Raw genomic sequence first — 19,657 nt, 5'->3', positions numbered from 1 at the left:
AGGTTTGTGCCGTTGATTCTAAAGCCCGTAATTTAGGTTACGGGTTTTAGAGGAACTTGGCCGAGGTTTGGTAAATGGTACTTTACTCGTTAAGTAAAGTACTTAAGGTATGACGAGATATCGGCACTAATCCCACCTGAAGCCCAAAGGGCTTGAATACTTTATTTATAATGTCGGAGGTATAGTTACCTCTGTTATTTTCAATTTCCGACAATGTCTTTCTCGATACCGAAACCAGAGTGGCATAATTTTCCTGTTTTAATCCCAGTACGTCGACTCTCAATGTCTTTAAAGCTTGCCCCTGAGTGATCTCTCCCAAGAGAAGCAATTTCATGATGTTATGCCGGGCAGAATTCCGTTCAATTGCACTCATCGATTTAGAGGTGCCAGAGGCTCTTTGGCGCCCTCTCTCTTTTTCTGAATTCACTTCATTTTTCACATCGCTGATGCTGCTGTTTTCTTTATAATTAGCCTTGTTTTTTTCACGCAGCCGATTAATGGTCTCTCTCGCTGAATCACTCATCTTTTCTGGCGTTTTCATAGCAAACCCCATTTCTTCAACTTCTCTGGTATATAGTCAAAACCGATCGATGGCATCTCAATGATTTGTAGGGGAACGCCTCTGTTTTGTAATCTTTCCTTAAGCCCAACCAATTGTTTCGCTGTGGTTTTTAATGCATGCATAAGTTCGTTTTCAGGCACCAGGTCGGCGAGTGCAGCCGTAATGGCTTCATAGTTGTATTCTCCGCCAACTTCTAATTTTTGTGCCCATTTGGTTGTTCTTGGTATGCCCTCTGGATCTGCTTTCATTGGGGCGAAGTCATAAATTGGGGCTAGCTGAATACTGAAGGAGTCTTTGATAAATGAGGTGTTCCGGCCGTGATTGTCACTATTGCCAAAGATAATGTTAAGCAAATCTCTTCGTACCCACTCAATCACAAATTCCCGCACGTCAAAATCAAACCCATGCTCTGTCACCATATTGCTTTGGGTGATTTTTTCAATCAGTGTCCTTATTGTTATCTCTTGATCCAGGGTTGTACCGGCCGTTTTTTTCAGCATAGAGTAAACCGATTCCATACCGAAGCGCTTCACCTTGTCGGCAGTTTCAAAACAAATATCAAACCTTGGCAACCAGATTGAAGGATAGGTTATTCCCTCCTCAAGCCGCATGTGTTGGGTTGATATTGTGTTAAACCCCATGGCTTCCAGCTCATGGTAATAATGAAATTCAGCTCTGACGATGTTGCAATCAATTTCAGTTTTTTGACCGCGCGGATATTTTACCAAATAGGGTATATCCCGGTTGGTCAGGTCATTTTGGAAGGTATCAATCCAAATCCGCTCATCATGGCTGTATCGCAATAATAACTTTGGTGCTTCTCCGCCCGCACCTGTCGCCCCACCTGCGGCGGCACCACGTTGTTGAGCGTAATCGAGAAAGTCGCCGGCTCTGTTTTTGACATCCTCAATGCTAAAAAACAGTCTGTCGGCCAGAGGATTAGCCTCGGCTAAGGATTCTTTGATGCGCAAATTCCCGACGGGTGACATGGTGCCATACTTGAGCAGCACAAAGTCCTGCTGGCCAGGGGTAAGCTCATCAATATCGAGATACTTTAACCAATAACGGCGGCTTGACCCGTTGGGCACGATGTCGTCCAGAAATTTCATCCAGCCGCGTGGGCCTTCGTCCTCAAAGAACAGGGAGACAGGATGGTTGATTGAGACGGCGTGGTTATCATCCCGATCTAAATAATCTATCGCAAAGTCGGTGTGATAGTGCAATTCGGTGATTTTGTATGATTGTTGCTCGGCATCAGGGAAAGCAATATTGGCGACATCAATCCACTGATTGTTGAGGAACGCTTGCAGGGTTAAAGTTTCCATATCCGCCTCCCGGTAGATAATGAGTCACTAATTACTCATTAAACACGATTTTTCTGTTTAATGTAACTTTTTATACTCACAATTGCCGATTGAGTATAATAATGTAACTTTAAATACTCATTAAATTGAAGGGAGTGCTGTGTTCTGGTATCCGAAGAAAGTGGTTGTCCGCGCAGGGGCTTTCTTGAAGCCTCACTGAGCGGGTTGGCGGATTCGATTTCTGTTTGTCTTGCTACTGCCGGGTTTCCAAAATTTGGGGCGCCACAAAAACAATAATGTTTTAGAAAGTGCCTGGAAGATTCGGATTTAATAAGTTGACTTCAGACTTCACGGGGCAAATTGAGGGCACAAAAAAACCCGCAACGTGAATTGCGGGATTTTTCGTTATTGTCACTGGATCTATCTGGTATCACCGGTGACCTATTTGGGCTGGGGGAATCTGAATAACTTGATTAACTTATTGTAATTTTTGATAAAAATAGAGTTAAGATTTGTAGGATATACCTAAACGTATACCAATGTAGAAAAGTGATACCGATTTAGAGGGTGATTCTAGAATCTGGTATCACCAATTAGCGCTTTTTTTCCCATGCTTGTTTGATGAGCTGCACATCAGGTTTGAAGCGCGACATGTGGCGGATGCCTACCACTGGCACATCGAATTGCTTAAACCGTGCCGTAAAGCAGAACGTGGAGTAGTAGCGGTTTCGGCTTATGTACTCGGGTTCATCGCCATCGCCGAATGCTTCTAATAGCAAGCGAGCTGCTGAGTGAGAGTTCATTCCGTTACTGTAAGCAATAATTAGCTCAGGTTTGCATAGGGGGACGGTAACGTTTTCAAAGAAACTCATAGATTTTTCAATCAGTCGATCCAAACTGCCAATTGTGCTCTCTTGAGCACTTTTTTTGAGCGACAGGGCATCTTTAGAACACATGAGTAGTGCATTGGTATAGACAGTATCTTGCCATCTAAAGCCTAGCTGCTCAGGGACTGATTGCAGGCGGTTTGCCAAATGTTTGATACCCCATTCACCTTCAGTACCGGCCTGAACATTAGAGAAACAAGGTGAATTAAAGCCGTTTATCACTGCTTCAGCATTCGTAAAACCGCCATCTGCAGATGAACCATTGAACCCGACCATGATTAAGCGCTTTCTTGCTGGCTTGTCGGCCAGTAATTCGAAGGAACAATCATAAGGGCGGCCGGGTAGTTCGCTTAAATCATGCCGTTCTAATCCTTCCAAAATTATTTTCTTGGTCGTTTCCATCTTAGCTGTTATCCCTTAAATGAGTCTGTTTTTGGCTTTGCCCCATGATAGATCCAATCCGTCATCTCTCTCAGAAAAAAAAGATTTATAGAAAAACTAGTCACACTGTTCACTTTTGGATTTAGTTATTTAAAAACAATTAATTAATCGGTGATTAGTTGGTGATGAGTTTGCCCTGACTGGTCACTTACCGTGAACAGTCAGCCCAAAAATGCAAATACCGGCCTGAGCGGGTTCTAGAAGTGTTTCTGACGGTAAGATCTGCCTTGCTACAGGAGGGCTGAACGTTCATTCATTTCACGCTATGGCTGACTCTTGATAAGGCATATTATTAGACGATCTTTATAGATACCCAATGAAAGGATTCGGATGATGGCATTTGAAGATAAGAAGAAAAAGGCAATCGCCCTGATGGAAGATAAAAAGATGTGGCGGAGCAATTATGCACCACCGATCTTGCGCCTGTTTTGGAAAATGGGGGGTAAAATGCCACCGCCACCGTTTGCCCCCTTCTGGCTGAATACGCTGTTCTTCGCCGTTTGGTTTGGCCCGCTATGGGGCCTTCTTATGTGGTTTGGTAGCTGGAAAAATGAAGGTGTCACTGTACAAATCGCGGTATTAAACGCCCTCTTTGCCGGTTTGCTGTTTGGTTTATTCATGGCGCTAATCCACTCATGGCGCAAGCGGGCCAACAAGCTGCCTGACTGGAAGAGTCTCTAACAAGGCAATAATCTGAACGCCAGAAAAAAAGATTTATAGAAAAACTGTTCACAGTGTTCACTTTTGGTTTTAGTTGTTTAAAAACAAATAATTAAGTAGTGACCAGTTGGTGACGAGTTTGCCCTAACTGGTCACTCACAGTGAACAGTCAGACCCCAAAATGCAAAATACCGGCCTAAACCGGTGATTTATTGCGCTGCGGGTGAGCGGCAGGGAGAGATTTCAGGCAGAGAAAAGGCCTGCAATGCAGGCCTGAGTAGTCACCGCTACGGGGTTCCCCGGTGTTGGGTGTATGCGGTTTGTACAGGGGAACTATAAGTGCCACTACACAACAGCGTCCAATGGGTTCGGCAGATCAATAACCGCCTATTGATCGGCAGAAACGATCGTGATGCCATTCGCTCAGCGCATCTCACACTTGGGGAGCCAGTCGGCTTCACAGTCTTCACTTAATATCAGATTGGTTTGCATCCCCTGATTAGTCTTGCGTTTCAACAGCGCGATTTCATACTCACGCAGGGTTTGCGGTACGGCACGCCCGAAGGCGCTCAGGCTCATGGGCCGTTGGTGGCCGCGTGACTCCATAAACGACAGGTACGCGTGATACAGGTACTTGCGTGGGTTCGCCGGGGTGATGTTGGCATTACCGATATACAGACCGTCAGGCGCATTGACTGCCAGCAGGTAGCCACAAAAATCGACCAGCGGATCGGCACTGCGTTTAATCTCCAGCGCTTCACCCGAGTTCTGTTGTGCTTCCAGCAATGCGCGGGCGTCATCGGGCGAGGCAAAACGCTGCATCAGGTGGCGCACGATCACCGCCAGCTCGCCGGTGATTTTTGCCAGCAACTGCGGATCACGCTCGTTGGCCGGTATCACTTCCGGGAACGGCAGGATCACCCGGCGACGGGACACCCCGCCGCTGCGGTCACTGAACTGCATCGGGTTGTTATTCACCGCCAGAATCACCGCCGGAATGTGCGTGGAGTAGGCATCCCGGTATTTCGGATCAATCGCCACCGCATCGCCGCCGGTGATCGCTTTGATGCCTGCGCCGTCACCGCTCCATTTCTCTTGGTCAGGCAGGATAATCAGCGAGAACCCGACCACGGAGGCGCGTTCCCGTGACGATTCCAGCGTATCGATGGTGGCCGACGTGGTGTTGTCTTTCCCCGCCAACAGGCTGGCTATGGCGGCCATCACGCTTTTACCGCTGCCGCCGGGGCCAGTGACCTCAAGGAACAGTTGCCAGTCATAGCGGTTCGCCAGCACCATAAACAGCGCGGCGAGAATGCGCGCCTGCTTGTCGGGTTGTTGCCCGGCGGCGCGGGTTAGCCAGCGCCAGAAGTGCGGGGCGTGGTCGGCCAGATTTTCCCCGGCCTTGGGCGGCGTGTAGTCCACACTGTTGACGGTACGCAGCCAGTGCGTTTTCTGGTGCGCACTGAAGTGCCCGGTGGTGGTATCAAATACCCCGTTACGAAAGCCAATCAGGTGCCGTGCCGGCGTGCCCATTTGCGGCACCATCAGCCGGAGCGTGTCCAGAATGCTGTTGATACCTGCCGCCGAGAACGGGGCGCGGATTTTCTGGAACAGGGCGGCAATCTCGCGGCTGAGTACCCGGTGCGGCAACACCTGCCATGCACCGTTTTCATAGCGGCACAGGTCTTCACCGACCTGTGGCACGGCCAACAGATGCTGGTAGTGCTCCGCCAGAAGTTCGGCCTTTTCACTGGCGCTCATGGCTTTCAGGTCGGCATCGCTGAGCGTATCAAACGGGCTGGGTTGCTTGGGCTGGCTAAAGGCCGTCAACTGCGCAAGCGCGGCCAGCTTGCCTTGTTGCTGGTATACGTCGTTCCAATCTCCCACCTCTGGTGGCAACGCCGGTTTACCGCCGCTCAGTTGCGCGGCCTCGGCGGCACGGGCCTGCCCGGTGCCGTTCTCGTCATTGTCGGCCGCCAACAGTAACAGCGCGTCAGGGTAGTGAGCCCGCAACTGCTGCGCCATGGCGGGCAGGTTATTGGCACTAAGAGCGATGCAGACACTTTCCCCGGTCAGGTGGTGCACGGTCAGGCCAGTGGCGTAGCCCTCAGTCAGCCAGATAACGGCATTATCTTGCCCGTGCAGGAAATGGCAGGCATCTTTTACTTGTCCCCCGGCCAGCGTGCGCTTGTCGCCTGCGGCGTTGATCAACTGGATGTTGACCACCTCCCCGGTGCTGTCGGTCAAGGGGATCAGCAGATCGCCGGGCTGGTAAGTGATACCGCCGACACGCAGTGACAGCCCCTGTAATGTCAGGGCGTCAGTGTCCGGCCAGCCCTTGGCGGTCAGATAGCTATTCCCGGCCTGTTGTCGCGCGCTGGCGAGCAGTTGTCTGGCCTGCTGCACTGCGTTATTTCGCGCCTGCGCCTTGTCTTGCTGTTCCTGCTGGGGATTGTGCTCCGGCAATGTATTGCCCGACGGCTCACCCAATACCCCGGCCACCTTCACAGCGGCTTCTTTGGCGGTCACGGCCAGCGCTTTTTCGACCAGATTCAGGCCATCGCCACCGCCGCACTGGTTACAAAACCATGTCCCACGGCCCTGCAGATTATCAAAGCGAAAGCGGTCTTTGCCGCCGCAGACCGGGCAGGGCTGCGCCCGGCCCCCTGCAGTAATATGAATGCCCAGCGCGGGGAGCAACACCGGCCAGTGACCGGTCGCTGCACGTGAGGTGTGAGAAACGCTTAATGCGGTCATTGTTTTGTCTCCTCAGTGCACGGTGGTGTTACAGGTGACGGCCATCCGGCCACAGCACAGCTCATCCATCATCTTTTGGCCGAGCGTGGTCAGGCGCGGGGGCGCCACCAGAATATCCGGCTGCACCATGTCACTGAGCATGGTGCAGGCCATATCCATGCCCACCTCTGCGCCGTGCTGGCGGACAAAGTAGCCCTCAATGTCCATCGCAATCGCCATTTGCAGCTCATCCAGCGTGTAACCGGGGTTCACCCGGTAAAAAGCGCAGGTATCGAGATAGGCATGGGCCAATGCACGGCGGTAAACAGCGGTACGGACTTCAATGGGTAAACAAGACTGTGGGGTGTTCATGCGGCGGAAGCCTCCATGCTGGCAAGAATGTGGGAATCACAGGTTTTGACGACCTGTCCGAGCTGGTCAGTGAGTACAGCAATGACAGACGCAAAGGCGGCTTTTTGAGCGGTGTCCGGGTGCTGACCGGTCGATTCGAGCGTGTCCAGCATGTCGAGAAACAGCACGCCGGTAGAATGCGCGTGCTGAAGACGCAGGAAATCAGCATGCGGAATAGGATAGAAGGTTTCACTGTGGAAACGGGCGGCCAGCGTATTCATGCCACCCCCTGCGCAGGCAGACGGCCCGCAAACGACAAAATGTAGTCACGCGCCAGCAGGCGGCGGGCGTTGTGCTCGGAATCCGCCACGGTGCGCAGCATGCACGGGGCTGCCGTCAGGGCAGTACGGCGAATGGCCGCAAACAGGAAACAGAATTCAGGGTGAGTCGGGGTGAGGATAGTAGCCATGGTGGCAGCCTCCATTGAGTAATGGTTATTGCTACCACCGAAGTTCTCACGCAAGGGTGGCAGCCCAGACGGGGGTGAGAAACCGGCCTCAATGAATACCGGCCAGCCCGAAGGCTGCCCCGCCTGAGCCACCATTGTTTGACAGCCACAGTAGCATATAAACCACTGTGCAAAAAATGAGCGCACTAAGGCTGCGACGAAAAAAAACACGCTTGGCGCGTGTGGTGTCGCCATTGAGTAACTCGGGTTCTCACGCCCGGCTGCCGATTGTGCGACAGCGGGGGGACTATAGCGCAGGGCTGGACGTGGGGGCAAGCCGTAAGACGCCCCCGGATGTTCAATCGATCGCATAGTGATCAACAGTCGGTAAGCTGGTCGTGGCGGGTATCGGCGGCGGCGCTGGTCAGTGGCACCGGCCCGGCACGGAACAGGCGCGGTTCGGCCTGGCTGCTGGCCAGGCGGATCACACCATGTTTATCGCTGCGGTGTTCCGGTAAGGCAATATCCGGCTGTTTGCGTTGCAACAGGATGGCTTCTGCGACAAACAGTGCGTCGGTATCGTTCAGGGTAAAGTTCTGTCGGCCGAGCGTTAACCGCATCATGCTGCGGCCCCCTGATGACGGTTGGCGATACGTTCAGCCATCCAGCTTTCGATTTCTGATTCGAGCCATGCCACGGTTTTGCCGCCAAGGGATATTTGGGCCGGGAACTGGCGGCGGGTCATCATCTCGTACACGGTAGAGCGTGACAGCCCGGTGGTGTACAGCACTTCCGGCAGGCGAATGAAGCGATCGCGTGGTGTGTAATCGATCGGGACGGGCGAGAGTGTGGAAGGGGGCTGTGTGGCAACTGCAAGCATGGAATGCTACCTCGTTTATACCCGGTGGGATCTCACCGGTGCTGTGTGGGTTCGTCTGGTAGCGCCCTATTATGAGAATATTTTGCGGGGTGGCAACAAGGGGATGTTGTGTGGTGGATTAAGGAATTGTACGTAAAAACAACGAATTGCACTAAGTTGCACTAGCCCACCCCTCCTCGTACTTCCTCACCTTTAGTCCATAGTTTTCAGCAATCAATAAGCAATTTATAAATAGGCAGGAATATCAAAAATAAATCTAACCATGGCTAGCCAGAGTAAAGGTCTTTTTTAGAAAAGTGAACAGTAGTGAACACTGGGTGAATAGTTTTAGATAAACTAGTCACTACTTTATTTACTGATTTATCTACCTTTTTTATTAAAGTGAACAGTAGTGAATAGTTTTATATAAAACTAAAATCTCGTTGATGGTTTTATCGTCAGTTTTCAGTGCTGTTGTCCTGCGGACAGTCCAACCGGGATGAATGGCGATGTTGTACGGCCGTCAGCAGAATAGCCTCACATTGACTGACACCGGAGATAACCCCATGAGCACCACCACCTTACCGAAATACATCACCGATAAACTGCACGCCCTGCGTGATGCCCGCGCCGCCCACGATAAAAACTATCAGGCATTGACGGACGTCATTACGGGGATCGCCCGCTGTCATCAACAGAAGAAAGACACGGAAGTGGAAAGTCATGAGGCAGAAAGCCAGTGGCGCACCCTGTTTCGCAAACTGCGTGGGGAAATGACCCCGGAGCTACAAGCGCAACACCACAGCCGGATTTCCACGCGGGAACTGGCAAAGGAATTCGACGGCCTGATTGAAGAAATGGAGCTGGACAAAATGCAGCTTCACCTCAGTTGCGGCGGCACAGCCCCGAAAGTGGTGGATGCGCACAAAGACGCCCTCACGACCTTTGCTGCTCATGCGATGCATCAGGCAGTGGATGCGCTGAGCAAGGCGCTTATCAGCCCTGAAGTTATCAAGGCTTGCGCACTGGCTTCACGGGCTTACGGCGTCTATGCGGACAATCCGATGAAAATGATTGAGCAACAGGTACTGGGAACGCTACAAGGCCGTATTCACGTTGCCATGGCACAGCAAAATATCGACCACCCGGTGCTTAATGAGATTGGCCTGACGATACCGGAAGAAACCGGCGCATTGCCGGAACTGCAAAACAGTCCTGCCAGACGCATGCAGGTTGTCTCAGAACTGAAGGAAAAACGTCGACGCTTGCAGCAGAAAGGGGCCAAATCATGATGCGCTGCCCGTTGTGCACCCATGCCTCCTATACTCGCACCAGCCGCTATATCACGGAGCGGACGAAAGAAGCCTATTACCAGTGCCAAAACATCGTGTGCTCCTGCACCTTTAAAACGGTAGAGAGCGTCGATAAGATTTTATGCCAGCCCATTCAAGCGGAGACGGTGACCAGTGAAGATTTACCGCCGCCGGAAAAAAGGACATTAAATCGTTACCGCCGTTATAGCCGAAATCAAACACTTCACTGATTGAACTGGCCCCGCTGCAATGCTGATTTTGCTGCGGGGTTTTTACCCTTCCCCCAAGCCCGAAAACAGCCTTTTTTCTGGCTAGCCTGCCTCAAACTGCGCGTGCATGCATAGGGTGCATGATTTTGCATTAATCCCCAGACTCTCAAAACAGCCGAAACCCCGCGTCACAAGGGCTTACAGGGCCTCGGTGTCATGCATGAAATGTGCATGATAAAGTCAGAGCGCGTAGGCGAGGGAGTATTGCGCGCGCAGAGCATTAGCCACCTTGATCGCTTAATGTTCGTAATTTGTTTTTTACAGCAGTTTTTTCTCTTAATGTCGGGAATAGCTTAATGTTATCGACAATAATTGCAATTGCAGAGTTTTTATCATCACGATTCCATTTCACGAAGTTAATATTTTGGACGTCAAGCCAAGAAGCTATGAAAGGATTTTCTTGGATCATGTCAAAAAGTCTTGATATTGATCTTGAGCCAGATGTTATTTCTTCGTCATTATAAATTAGTAAATCACCAAAGTGTTTTATTAGAATCACTTGCCGTTTTACATCTATTTCTCTCATGTAAATTAAGTCGGATATTTTTCTTAGTGCAATGTTTTTATCATCATCATTTAAAGTGTCGAATGTTAGTCTTGGGATGACTCTATCAATTTCATTGACATTAGATGAACTAAAGAAGTTTGCTATAAAGTCTTTGCTGTATGGGAATGATATGGCTTTATTTTTCGCATAACTAGCTATATTGATATAGTTGGTCAGCTCTGCGATGGCTGTTTCATTGAATCTTTCTTGTGAGTCTAATTCATACTCAAAACTAGAGATTAGTGACTTGACAAGAGGGGTGTCCGTATCTCCTTTAAGAATGAAGCTTACTAACGACTTATCGATTACTTTAATATACTGATCTTCTATTTCGTTGCAAATATCGGCCTCGTTGTTTTTTGTAAATTTATCCAATGTGTTTTCATTTAGATATTTACCTAAGGTGGAAAATGATTTTGTTACCACATGCTTTATGTTATTAATCTTTAATTCATCTTGATGCGCTAAAATGTCTATTGCTGGGATGAGATATTCATTTAATGTTTCTTCTGTAAGCGCATCTGTAATTCTTGAAAAATCGGAGATGTATTTTAAGTAACACGACAAGTTGGAGATAAGCATGAGTTCATCAGAAATTTGATTTTTATAGCTTTCTATTGAAGAAATGGTTTTAGATGATACCATTTGTGCTATAAAATGTGCAATGCATTCATTTTTCCAATCAATAGTTGAGGAAATTATCTTATTGTAGTAACTGGTTAAGTTAGATGTATGCCATTGTTGAATAAGAACCATGACCTCAAAGGAAAAAACACTCTTAAATGAGTTGCTTGTAAAATTACTATAAACAGCATCTAGTTGTGGGGAGGACCCATCTTTAATTATGCTGGTTATTGCAGGGTTTTCAAATATGGCATGTCTGTCAATATCAGGATCTGTTAGTCGAATATTAATGTCATGCTCATAAGAATATTGCAGGCCATGTATGAGACTCTCAGGCTTTAGCTTGTAATCTGTTATTTTTAAATTTAAAAAATCCTGAGATTTATCTTTAAGGTTTAATATGTAGAAAATTGATTCTGGCTGAGGGTATATATCATTTAAAATGTTCTCATTTATCAATTTTGCCATTAAATCGCACTGAGATATCACTCGTTGTATTTCTGGGTTGTAAGCTCCAAGTTTCATTAGTGAGTCATCGTCTAAAGAAGTAAAGCTAAGAATTTCTTTAGATATTCTGTTTTTTAAAATATCAATATACTTACCATGAACTTCAAAACCACTTTCTTTAAGATGATTAAGGGCGGGCAGGAAATTGTCATTGTCTATTGTAGAGGCAGAAGTTTCATCTAAAGTATCCAATGATCTGATAACCTCAGGAAGAATTTCTCTAACCATGTCTTTTTTGACAGTGGGAATTTTAGATAGAGTTACGAACCAGTCAGTTGGATCTGTTGAGTCTATTATTCTTCTCCAAGCAGAATGGAATCCGAACATATCAGAAACTCTAGATAAATCATCAGAATTAGCTTGTTTTAATGCTATCTTAAGAGGTTCATCAATTAACTCACCTTGCGCTAAAGTAGCATTGGTTTGGTAATTAATGCATAGAAGTTCATCAACCCAATTTTGTCGGTCGTTTCCATATATTCTCTGAAGCTTTCTAATGCTTTTTTTGAACTTATCTATCAATGTCTTGTCAAGTTCATGATTATCGAAATTTTCAATCAACAAATCACTAAAAGGACGTTCATTTTGCTTTGTCGTGAGTATGTAATAAGCACATGCTATGTTTTTAACTTCAACTGGGGTGGAAACGGATATTATTTGAATATCATTTACTAGTTTCTTTAAATATCGCGGTGTCACAGGTTGATAGCTTTCAGGAAGCCAAATTTCGATGAGTTCTGAAGTATCATGGTAAAGATGATCTTTATCTTCAGGGAAACTTTCTTTCCAATAATTAGAGAATGCATTTCTCCAACCCGCTGAAAGTATTGGAGGTATCTGAAAACTAATAGGTATTCTTTTGGATATATACTCTCTTCCTTCGTAAGGGTCATTGGAAAGAGATTTTGCGACATGCTCAGATGAGTAAGGGATTAGCAGTTTTAATCTTTTTTCTGAAGAGTTACTAATAAGCTCAATGTCACTCCATATTTCTTTAACTTTTTCCGGAGATATTCTATCTAAATTATCTATTACCAGTAAAAATTTCAGGCCAGGTGGGATGCACTCTTTAAAACCACTTATTGCGTTATGCAGTTCGATGCTTCCAACTTCTTTTGAAACTAACATTTTCTCGGTGATTGTATCAACAGAGTTCCTTTTTATTAGATTTCCAATCTTAAGAGATTTATCCCAAATCGAGCGTAGAATAAAAGCCACTAAAACAATTAATGGTGATATTAAAAATGTAATTAGAGCAATACCTAAGATGAGACTGAAATCCTCTGGTTTTCTACCCCACTCCAATTGTAACGGTCTAATTGATTGGCTACAGATAAATATAGATGCAATAAATAATACAGCCCATAAGCTAATTTCGCTATCTTGTATTTTTTTGTAAGTCACACTATTACCAAGTGCACTATCCTTATGTTCTTCTAGCACTCGTTTGAGACTGTGTGGGATTTTTGGTAAAATTCCATCATAAATTTTTGTAATTAGAGCTTTCTTGGTTGAACCCTGCTGATATATTTCAGCATCAAAATTTATGAAATTAAAGTTATCGTCAGCAAGTTCTTGCTCTAATATTTTTATTACGGTTGACTTGCCAGAACCTAATGGTCCATTAATGCCAATTATATTTAAATTGTCGTTATTTAAAGCATCCGCAATTTTAATGGCAATGTTTTTATGACTATTACCATCAATCTTATCTTCTAATGATGGTGTTTCTGTGTGTAGAATAAATGACATTTTTACCCTCCATAACTGTTTTTTATTTTCATGCCCCACCAACTCATAATTTCACATCTTTGTTCTAAATATGTGCTTCTATTATATGCTTTTCTTACTTCATCATGAATAGCGTGAGAAAGGGCTGCTTCGATCACATCGCTATTAAAACCTTGTTCGTTTAAAGCGGTGCTTGCGATAGACCTTAAACCATGCGCAACTAATTTACCACCATAGCCAATACGCTTCAAAGCAGCATTAGCAGTCTGACTGTTCATTGGTTTGCGTGGATCATTACGGCTAGGGAATACATGCTCACGCCTGCCACTGATAGGGTGCATGATTTCCAGTATCTCTAATGCTTGGTCTGACAGTGGAACGATGTGATCTCGCTTAGCCTTCATCCGTTCCGCCGGGATACGCCACTCACGTTTCTCTATATCGATCTCAGCCCATGCGGTTGCGGAGGCTTCTGCAGGACGTATAAGCGTAAGTAGCTGCCACTCAAGTAAGCAACGGGTTGGGATTGATAAATTGCTCATCGAGATTGTGCGCATCAGCTTGGGCAGTTCTTCGGGCCGTATGGTCGGCATATGCTGCTTCTTAGGGCGCTCGAACGCATTGCCGATGCCAGAAGCCGGATTAGCATCAATCAAACCGGTGTTGACGGCGTAAATCATGATTTCGTTGATGCGTTGCACCAAACGCCGGACTGTCTCTAATGCACCACGGGCTTTGATAGGTTCCAGCACTTGAATCAGCAAACGTGCTTTAATGTCCTGAACTGGGACATTCTCGATAGATGGCAGTATGTCCTTTTCAAGAGAACGCCAGATGTCTTCAGCATGCTTAGCGCTGACGCTGGCCTGTTTTAATGCGAACCATTGCTTTGCCACATTCAGGAAAATGCTTTCTTGGGCTACCTGCTTTTGTTCCGCTTCTTCTGCTTCTTTGGCCTGTGGGTCAATGCCTCTTGCCAGTATCGCGAGCTTTTCGGCACGTATTTGCCGGGCGTCGGCAAGTGACAGGGCAGGGTAGGCACCGAGGCTAACCATAGTCCGTGAACTGGTGCCGGGGCGGAGGTAGCGGAAACGCCACAATTTCTTGCCGGTGGTTTTGACTAACAGGAACAGGCCGTCACCGTCGTGTAGGGTGAGGTCTTTCTCTAGGGCTTTGGCTTTTTGTATTTCGGTATGTGTGAGGGGGCGTGTAGTCCGCGCCATGTAAGGGTTCTTCCATAATTGGTATACGTTTATGGCATACATTTTAACGTATACCTAAACGTATACCAATAAATCCCGGATTTAGCTGGATATTCTCGGACTACTACAGACACAAAAAAGCCCGCAAACCTAGGTGGTATGCGGGCTTTCCGTACTTCTCCGGACTTATCTGGTAATACCCGGATCATCATTTGGTGGAGCTGGGGGGATTTGAACCCCCGTCCGGAATTACTACACCGTCGGCACTACATGCTTAGTCCAATCTTCACATTCGCCGGTCAGCTGCGGATGGACACGCCACTAACAAACTAGCCTGATTGGGTTTAACGCTTCAGCCCCAGGCAGGACATCCACGCGATCTCTTTTGGGTTTGACCTCTCTTGATCCCCGTCCTAAGAGCGGAGGCTAGGGAGAGAGGGAATCTTCAGTTTCTTAGGCTGATTAAGCTGCTAAAGCAGCAGATTCGAATTGCGAGTCGTTTGCAATTATTTTTTTTGCGGCTTTTAACGAGGCAAACCGCCCCTCGGCATGCTCCTAAGGCCTCACAATCCCGTCGAATCCAGAATCAGCCCCAAGTTACGTCGCGCAGTATAACAGAAGTTTTACCCGTTAAGCCAGAGGCTTATCGGTTGGCGTGCTTCATGATACGGGATTTCGCCGTCTGCCATTCACGATCTTTGATGTCATCGCGCTTATCGTGTTCTTTCTTACCTTTGGCTACGCCGATTTTGATCTTGGCCCAGGCATTTTTCCAATACATGGACAAGGCAACCACGGTGTAACCGTCACGATTTACACGGCCGAGCAGTGAGTCCAGCTCACGCTTTTTCAGCAGGAGTTTACGGGTACGTGTCGGATCGCAGACCACATGAGAAGAAGCTACGTTGAGCGGTGAGACAGTGGCGCCAAACAGGTAGGCTTCACCATCGCGAAAAGTCACGTAGCTGTCACTGATGTTGGCTTTGCCGGCACGCAGCGATTTGACTTCCCACCCTTGCAGAGACAGGCCCGCTTCGAATTCTTCCTCAATGGCGTATTCGAAACGCGCACGCTTGTTTTGCGCAATGGTGGCAGAGCCGGGTTTGTGTGCTTTTTTCTTTGTCATAGTGTGTTCATTATACTGGATGCGTCAGCGAAAGAAATCCTTTCCCGCTCAGCACCTGCGCAATTTTTCGCATTTTTGGCCTCTGTGTTGCATAGCAGATTTTTTGTTTGCCGATAGATAAATGGTATGATTTGTATGTTTTGTGTCTCACAGGAAATGATATGCCCCAGATCAGTCGATCTGCGTTAGTGCCATTCAGCGCCGAGCAGATGTATCAGTTGGTTAACGATGTTCATTCTTATCCCGATTTTCTGCCGGGTTGTACCGGTAGCCGGGTGATTAACGCGTCCAACAATGAAATGACCGCTGCAGTAGATGTTGCCAAAGCCGGTATCAGCAAAACTTTTACCACGCGCAATACGCTGCTGGATAATCAAAGCATCAATATGCAACTGGTTGATGGTCCGTTCCGCTCCTTGATGGGGGGCTGGCACTTTACGCCGCTCAGCCCGGAAGCCTGCAAGGTTGAGCTGCACCTTGATTTTGAATTTACCAACAAATTGATCGAGTTGGCGTTCGGCAAGGTGTTTAAAGAGCTGGCGGGTAACATGGTGCAGGCATTCACCCAGCGGGCGAAAGAGGTCTACAGTGTCTGAGATACGGGTCGAGGTGGTTTACGCCTTACCGGAGCGTCAGTATCTGCGCAATGTCACACTGGCGGAGGGCAGCAGCGTTGAGCAGGCAATTGTCGCCTCCGGCCTGCTGGAACTGCGTGGTGATATTGACCTGCAAAGTAACAAGGTGGGCATCTATAGCCGACCGGCCAAGTTGGGTGATGTGCTCAGCGATGGCGACCGGGTGGAAATTTATCGCCCATTGATTGCCGACCCCAAAGAGCTGCGCCGTCAACGGGCAGAGAAGGCAAAAAAATAAGGCGCTAAGAGCGCCTTATTTTTTATCAGAATTTTATCTTCCGAGTTGCAGCCTGGTACTGTCATGAAGAACTTGACGCGTCCCTCACGGGCCGGACGATAGTTCCTGCGCGGATTACTTGGTCAGCGCCGGCTTGTTCTGAATATCGGTCAAGACACCCGCGCTGTTAAAGGTCAGCGTCAGGGTTTGCTGGGTGATATTTTCATGACCAGGTTGCTGACGGAACACATAGAACCACGTCTGAGTACCGAACGGGTCCTGCAGCATTGGGGTGCCCAATGTATAAGCGACCTGTTGCTGGGTCATACCTTTTTGAATTTTAGCTACGTCGGTGGACGTCAGGTAGTTCCCTTGGTTGATGTCAGGCCGGTAAACCACCTTCTCAAAAGTAGAACAGCCTGCAGTCAGCATCACAAGAACCACAGCGGCGGCAGTCAGCGTTTTACAGCGCATAGTAATCACATTCCTTTAGGGCATAGGATGCCGATGATAATAGACCTTGCAGCAGTTGGAAACCTTTACAGGGCCCCAATATGACCTCAGGAAAGTAAAAAAGTTGAGCTTTTCTATGCAGCAAGCAGTTCTTTCGCGTTTGCCAGGGTATTTCTGGTGACTTCACTGCCGCCCAAAAGGCGTGCCAATTCTTGCAAACGAGCGCGTTTATCCAGTGGTGACATCTGTGTTTCGGTTTCCGTGCCGTCGGTCTGTTTGCTGACGAACAGATGCTGATGACCACAACCGGCTACCTGCGGCAAGTGAGTGACGCACATAACCTGGGTAGATTCCCCCAACTGGCGCAGCAGGCGGCCGACAATGGCGGCGGTTGGGCCGCTGATACCTACGTCCACTTCGTCGAAAATCAGCGCTGGCGTTTCCATCTTGCGGGCGGTAATCACCTGGATTGCCAGCGCGATGCGCGACAGTTCGCCGCCAGAGGCCACTTTCGCCAGCGCCTGCAGTGGTTGGCCCGGGTTGGTGGAAACGCAGAACTCGGTACGGGTCGCGCCTTCAGCACTCAAATATTGCGGCTCGAAGCGCACGTCGATATTGAATTTACCGTGCGGCATGGAGAGTGCCTGCATGCTGTCGGTAATCAACGTGGTCAACTCAGCGGCATAATGCTGACGCTTTTGATGCAGCTGCTCTGCCAACAACAGCGCTTGCTGATGATGCAGCGTGACCGCCTCGGCCAGGTGTTCGTGGTCGTTTTCTTGTTGTGACAGCAACTGTTGTTCATCCAGCATTTGCTGGTGCAATTGCGGCAGCTCTTCTGGCGCGACGTGGTGTTTACGCGCCAGGTTGATTTGCCGCGACAGGCGCTGTTCCAGTTCTTGCAGACGGTTTGGATCCAGATCCACACGATCGGCGTAGTGGCGCAGTTCATCGCTGGCTTCACTGATTTGGATTGACGCCTCTTCCAGCATATCCAGCAGGCCACTGAGTTTTTCATCCATGCCGACCAGCTCAAGCAACAGGTGTTTGGCGGTGTAGAGCTGACTCAGCATATTATTTTCTTCGTTATCGGCCAGTAGTTGCAGGGTTTGCTGGCTGATGGTCAGCAACTGGCCGCTGTTGGCCAGGCGTTTGAATTCGGTATCGATTTGTTCAAACTCACCGGCCTGCGGCGCAAACTCGTTCAGCTCTTTCAATTGGTATTGCAGCAGTTGTTTGCGTGCGTCGCGCTCGATGGACTGTTGCTGATGATGAGCCAGTTCGCGGCAGCTTTGGTGCCAGCGCTGGTAAGCCTGTTGCATTTGCGTCAGCAGGGCGGGTTCATCGGCGTAGGCGTCGAGCAGTTGTTTTTGGTGCTCAGGCTTGAGTAACAACTGGTGGGCATGCTGGCCATGGATCTGAATCAGGCGCTGGCCGAGTTCGCGCAGTTGCGAAAGCGGGACGGCGGTGCCATTGATAAAGCCACGGGAACGGCCATCTGCGTTGATCACCCGGCGCAGCAGGCACTCATTGCTGTCGTCCAACTGGTTCTGCTCGAGCCATTGTCGTGCAGAAGGGGTGTCCGCCAGTGAGAAACGGGCGCAGATATCGGCACGGGCGGCTCCCAATCGGACGACGTTACCGTCGGCGCGATTACCGAGGCACAGCCCCAACGCGTCGATGGCAATCGATTTGCCGGCGCCGGTTTCACCGGTAATCGCCGTCATACCCGGTTGAAAATCAATTTCCAACTCACGAACGATAGCAAAATTGCTGATGGTCAATTGCGCCAGCATGGGAACCTTCCTGTATATAAATACATAACTGTAGTTACATACAGTATAGACTGGTTTTATATACAGTAAAGAGGCTGGCGCAGTTTTTAGAATAATTTTTTTGACCAACCCAGCTTGGTGCTTAACGTATTGAAATAGCTGTAGTCCTTTGGATGAATAAGATTCAAATGGAAATCACTACGGCGTATCAATACCTCTTCACCTTCCTGGATAGGCAGGGCGATTTGGCTGTCGCAGCTGATCTCCAGATCGCTACCAATCTGCGAAAACTTCAGCCGGATAGTGCTGTTGCCGTTGATCACCAACGGGCGGGCTGAAAGGGTGTGCGGGAACATCGGCACCAGCGCGATGGCTTCCAGCGACGGCGTCAGGATCGGCCCGCCGGCAGAGAGCGAATAGGCGGTCGAACCGGTCGGGGTGGCGATGATCAGGCCGTCAGAGCGCTGTGAGAAGGCGAAGCGATCGTCGATATACACTTCGAACTCAATCATGTGCGCCACTTTACCGGGGTGCAACACCACTTCGTTGATAGCGGTGCTGATGCGGCACTGCTGGTTTTCCTTATGTACGATGGTTTCCAGCAGGAAGCGCTGTTCATCGATATATTCGCCTTCCAGCACGTCGGCCAATTGCTGCAATGCGTTGTCGGGATCAAGATCGGTCAGGAAACCGAGATTTCCGCGGTTAACACCGATCACTTTAATATCGTAACGTGCCAGCACGCGTGCTGCGCCCAGCATATTGCCGTCGCCGCCGACCACTACGGCCAAATCGGCCTTTTGGCCAATCTCTGCCAGGCTGCCGGTGACGGCGTCTTTCAGCCCCAAATCCTGGGCTATCTGCCGTTCAACCATCACTGAATAGCCTCGGGCGACCAGCCAGTGAAATAACATCTCATGCGTTGCCAGCGCCGAAGGGTGACGCGGGTGGCCAACAATGCCAATACAGGCGAATTTTTTATTCATTGTTGTGATTTTCCTCACCGGGAC

The 19,657-nt window shown here is 48.7% G+C and carries 20 protein-coding genes and 1 other RNA gene; 5 read left to right on the top strand and 16 right to left on the bottom strand.

What is annotated here, in order from left to right; genetic code table 11:
• Nucleotides 1-82: 82 nt before the first annotated feature.
• The 3 genes from M2406_RS20020 to M2406_RS20010 all read right to left on the bottom strand — a co-directional run bounded on the left by M2406_RS20020 (nt 83) and on the right by M2406_RS20010 (nt 3,155).
• A complete protein-coding gene (locus M2406_RS20020) occupies nt 83-541 on the bottom strand; it encodes a helix-turn-helix transcriptional regulator (RefSeq protein WP_259191106.1) in 459 nt (152 codons plus the stop codon).
• Nucleotides 538-1,887: a type II toxin-antitoxin system HipA family toxin gene (locus tag M2406_RS20015; protein WP_259191104.1), complete on the bottom strand. Its 1,350-nt coding sequence runs from the start codon at nt 1,885-1,887 to the stop codon at nt 538-540. Before M2406_RS20015 ends, M2406_RS20020 begins: the two co-directional genes overlap by 4 nt.
• 572 nt (nt 1,888-2,459) lie before the next feature.
• A complete protein-coding gene (locus tag M2406_RS20010; protein WP_242501612.1) occupies nt 2,460-3,155 on the bottom strand; it encodes a hypothetical protein in 696 nt (231 codons plus the stop codon).
• Between the two features lie 372 nt (nt 3,156-3,527).
• Here M2406_RS20010 and M2406_RS20005 point away from each other — a divergent pair, with 372 nt between their 5' ends.
• A complete protein-coding gene (locus tag M2406_RS20005; RefSeq protein ID WP_115060943.1) occupies nt 3,528-3,875 on the top strand; it encodes a DUF6404 family protein in 348 nt (115 codons plus the stop codon).
• Nucleotides 3,876-4,277: 402 nt separating this feature from the next.
• Here M2406_RS20005 and M2406_RS20000 read toward each other — a convergent pair whose 3' ends face one another.
• The 6 genes from M2406_RS20000 to M2406_RS19975 are packed head-to-tail and all read right to left on the bottom strand — an operon-like array spanning nt 4,278 to nt 8,269.
• Nucleotides 4,278-6,611: a primase-helicase zinc-binding domain-containing protein gene (locus tag M2406_RS20000; protein WP_259191100.1), complete on the bottom strand. Its 2,334-nt coding sequence runs from the start codon at nt 6,609-6,611 to the stop codon at nt 4,278-4,280.
• A gap of 12 nt (nt 6,612-6,623) precedes the next feature.
• Nucleotides 6,624-6,962, bottom strand: coding sequence for a DUF5375 family protein (locus M2406_RS19995; protein ID WP_115058177.1), 339 nt, complete (start codon nt 6,960-6,962; stop codon nt 6,624-6,626).
• The gene (locus tag M2406_RS19990) at nt 6,959-7,222 is read right to left on the bottom strand and encodes a hypothetical protein (protein ID WP_115058178.1); all 264 of its coding nucleotides are present in this window, start codon (nt 7,220-7,222) and stop codon (nt 6,959-6,961) included. The genes M2406_RS19995 and M2406_RS19990 overlap by 4 nt, the downstream gene beginning before the upstream one ends.
• The gene (locus M2406_RS19985; RefSeq protein ID WP_259191093.1) at nt 7,219-7,761 is read right to left on the bottom strand and encodes a host cell division inhibitor Icd-like protein; all 543 of its coding nucleotides are present in this window, start codon (nt 7,759-7,761) and stop codon (nt 7,219-7,221) included. Before M2406_RS19985 ends, M2406_RS19990 begins: the two co-directional genes overlap by 4 nt.
• Nucleotides 7,762-7,766: 5 nt before the next feature.
• Complete coding sequence (locus M2406_RS19980) at nt 7,767-8,012, bottom strand: hypothetical protein (protein WP_115058180.1); 246 nt, start codon at nt 8,010-8,012, stop codon at nt 7,767-7,769.
• Complete coding sequence (locus tag M2406_RS19975; RefSeq protein ID WP_259191091.1) at nt 8,009-8,269, bottom strand: AlpA family transcriptional regulator; 261 nt, start codon at nt 8,267-8,269, stop codon at nt 8,009-8,011. Before M2406_RS19975 ends, M2406_RS19980 begins: the two co-directional genes overlap by 4 nt.
• A 545-nt stretch (nt 8,270-8,814) precedes the next feature.
• On the opposite strand from M2406_RS19975, the gene M2406_RS19970 reads away from it, so the two are divergent.
• Together M2406_RS19970 and M2406_RS19965 are read left to right on the top strand one after the other, a co-directional pair.
• Nucleotides 8,815-9,540, top strand: coding sequence for an NAD-dependent aldehyde dehydrogenase (locus tag M2406_RS19970; RefSeq protein WP_115058182.1), 726 nt, complete (start codon nt 8,815-8,817; stop codon nt 9,538-9,540).
• A complete protein-coding gene (locus M2406_RS19965; protein WP_115058183.1) occupies nt 9,537-9,791 on the top strand; it encodes an ogr/Delta-like zinc finger family protein in 255 nt (84 codons plus the stop codon). Before M2406_RS19970 ends, M2406_RS19965 begins: the two co-directional genes overlap by 4 nt.
• 259 nt (nt 9,792-10,050) lie before the next feature.
• Here M2406_RS19965 and M2406_RS19960 read toward each other — a convergent pair whose 3' ends face one another.
• The 4 genes from M2406_RS19960 to smpB form a co-directional block, all read right to left on the bottom strand.
• Nucleotides 10,051-13,260 carry a KAP family NTPase gene (locus M2406_RS19960; protein ID WP_259191090.1) on the bottom strand — a complete coding sequence of 1,070 codons (3,210 nt, stop codon included), beginning with the start codon at nt 13,258-13,260 and terminating at the stop codon, nt 10,051-10,053.
• Between the two features lie 2 nt (nt 13,261-13,262).
• Nucleotides 13,263-14,462 (bottom strand): integrase domain-containing protein, encoded by a 1,200-nt coding sequence (locus M2406_RS19955; protein WP_259191089.1) that lies wholly within the window; start codon nt 14,460-14,462, stop codon nt 13,263-13,265.
• A gap of 192 nt (nt 14,463-14,654) precedes the next feature.
• Nucleotides 14,655-15,035: a transfer-messenger RNA gene (ssrA, locus tag M2406_RS19950) on the bottom strand.
• A gap of 49 nt (nt 15,036-15,084) precedes the next feature.
• Nucleotides 15,085-15,567, bottom strand: coding sequence for an SsrA-binding protein SmpB (smpB, locus tag M2406_RS19945; RefSeq protein ID WP_012146396.1), 483 nt, complete (start codon nt 15,565-15,567; stop codon nt 15,085-15,087).
• A gap of 161 nt (nt 15,568-15,728) precedes the next feature.
• Between smpB and M2406_RS19940 the strand changes: the two genes are divergently transcribed.
• Together M2406_RS19940 and M2406_RS19935 are read left to right on the top strand one after the other, a co-directional pair.
• On the top strand, nt 15,729-16,163 hold the full coding sequence (locus M2406_RS19940) for a type II toxin-antitoxin system RatA family toxin (protein ID WP_012146395.1): 435 nt from the start codon (nt 15,729-15,731) through the stop codon (nt 16,161-16,163).
• Entirely contained in the window at nt 16,156-16,440 is a 285-nt protein-coding gene (locus M2406_RS19935; protein ID WP_259191088.1) for an RnfH family protein, read from the top strand. The genes M2406_RS19940 and M2406_RS19935 overlap by 8 nt, the downstream gene beginning before the upstream one ends.
• Before the next feature lie 114 nt (nt 16,441-16,554).
• Here M2406_RS19935 and bamE read toward each other — a convergent pair whose 3' ends face one another.
• The 3 genes from bamE to nadK all read right to left on the bottom strand — a co-directional run bounded on the left by bamE (nt 16,555) and on the right by nadK (nt 19,633).
• Nucleotides 16,555-16,893, bottom strand: a complete 339-nt coding sequence (gene bamE / locus M2406_RS19930) for an outer membrane protein assembly factor BamE (RefSeq protein WP_012146393.1) — start codon at nt 16,891-16,893, stop codon at nt 16,555-16,557.
• 113 nt (nt 16,894-17,006) lie between these two features.
• On the bottom strand, nt 17,007-18,668 hold the full coding sequence (gene recN / locus M2406_RS19925) for a DNA repair protein RecN (protein WP_259191087.1): 1,662 nt from the start codon (nt 18,666-18,668) through the stop codon (nt 17,007-17,009).
• An 86-nt stretch (nt 18,669-18,754) separates the two neighbouring features.
• Entirely contained in the window at nt 18,755-19,633 is an 879-nt protein-coding gene (gene nadK, locus M2406_RS19920; protein ID WP_012146391.1) for an NAD(+) kinase, read from the bottom strand.
• Nucleotides 19,634-19,657: the final 24 nt, after the last annotated feature.

The sequence above is a fragment of the Serratia sp. BIGb0163 genome (genome assembly GCF_024809935.1).
Taxonomy (GTDB): domain Bacteria; phylum Pseudomonadota; class Gammaproteobacteria; order Enterobacterales; family Enterobacteriaceae; genus Serratia; species Serratia quinivorans.
The sequence above is the reverse complement of the archived record's forward strand: the minus strand, read 5'-3'. Positions and strand labels throughout refer to the sequence as shown.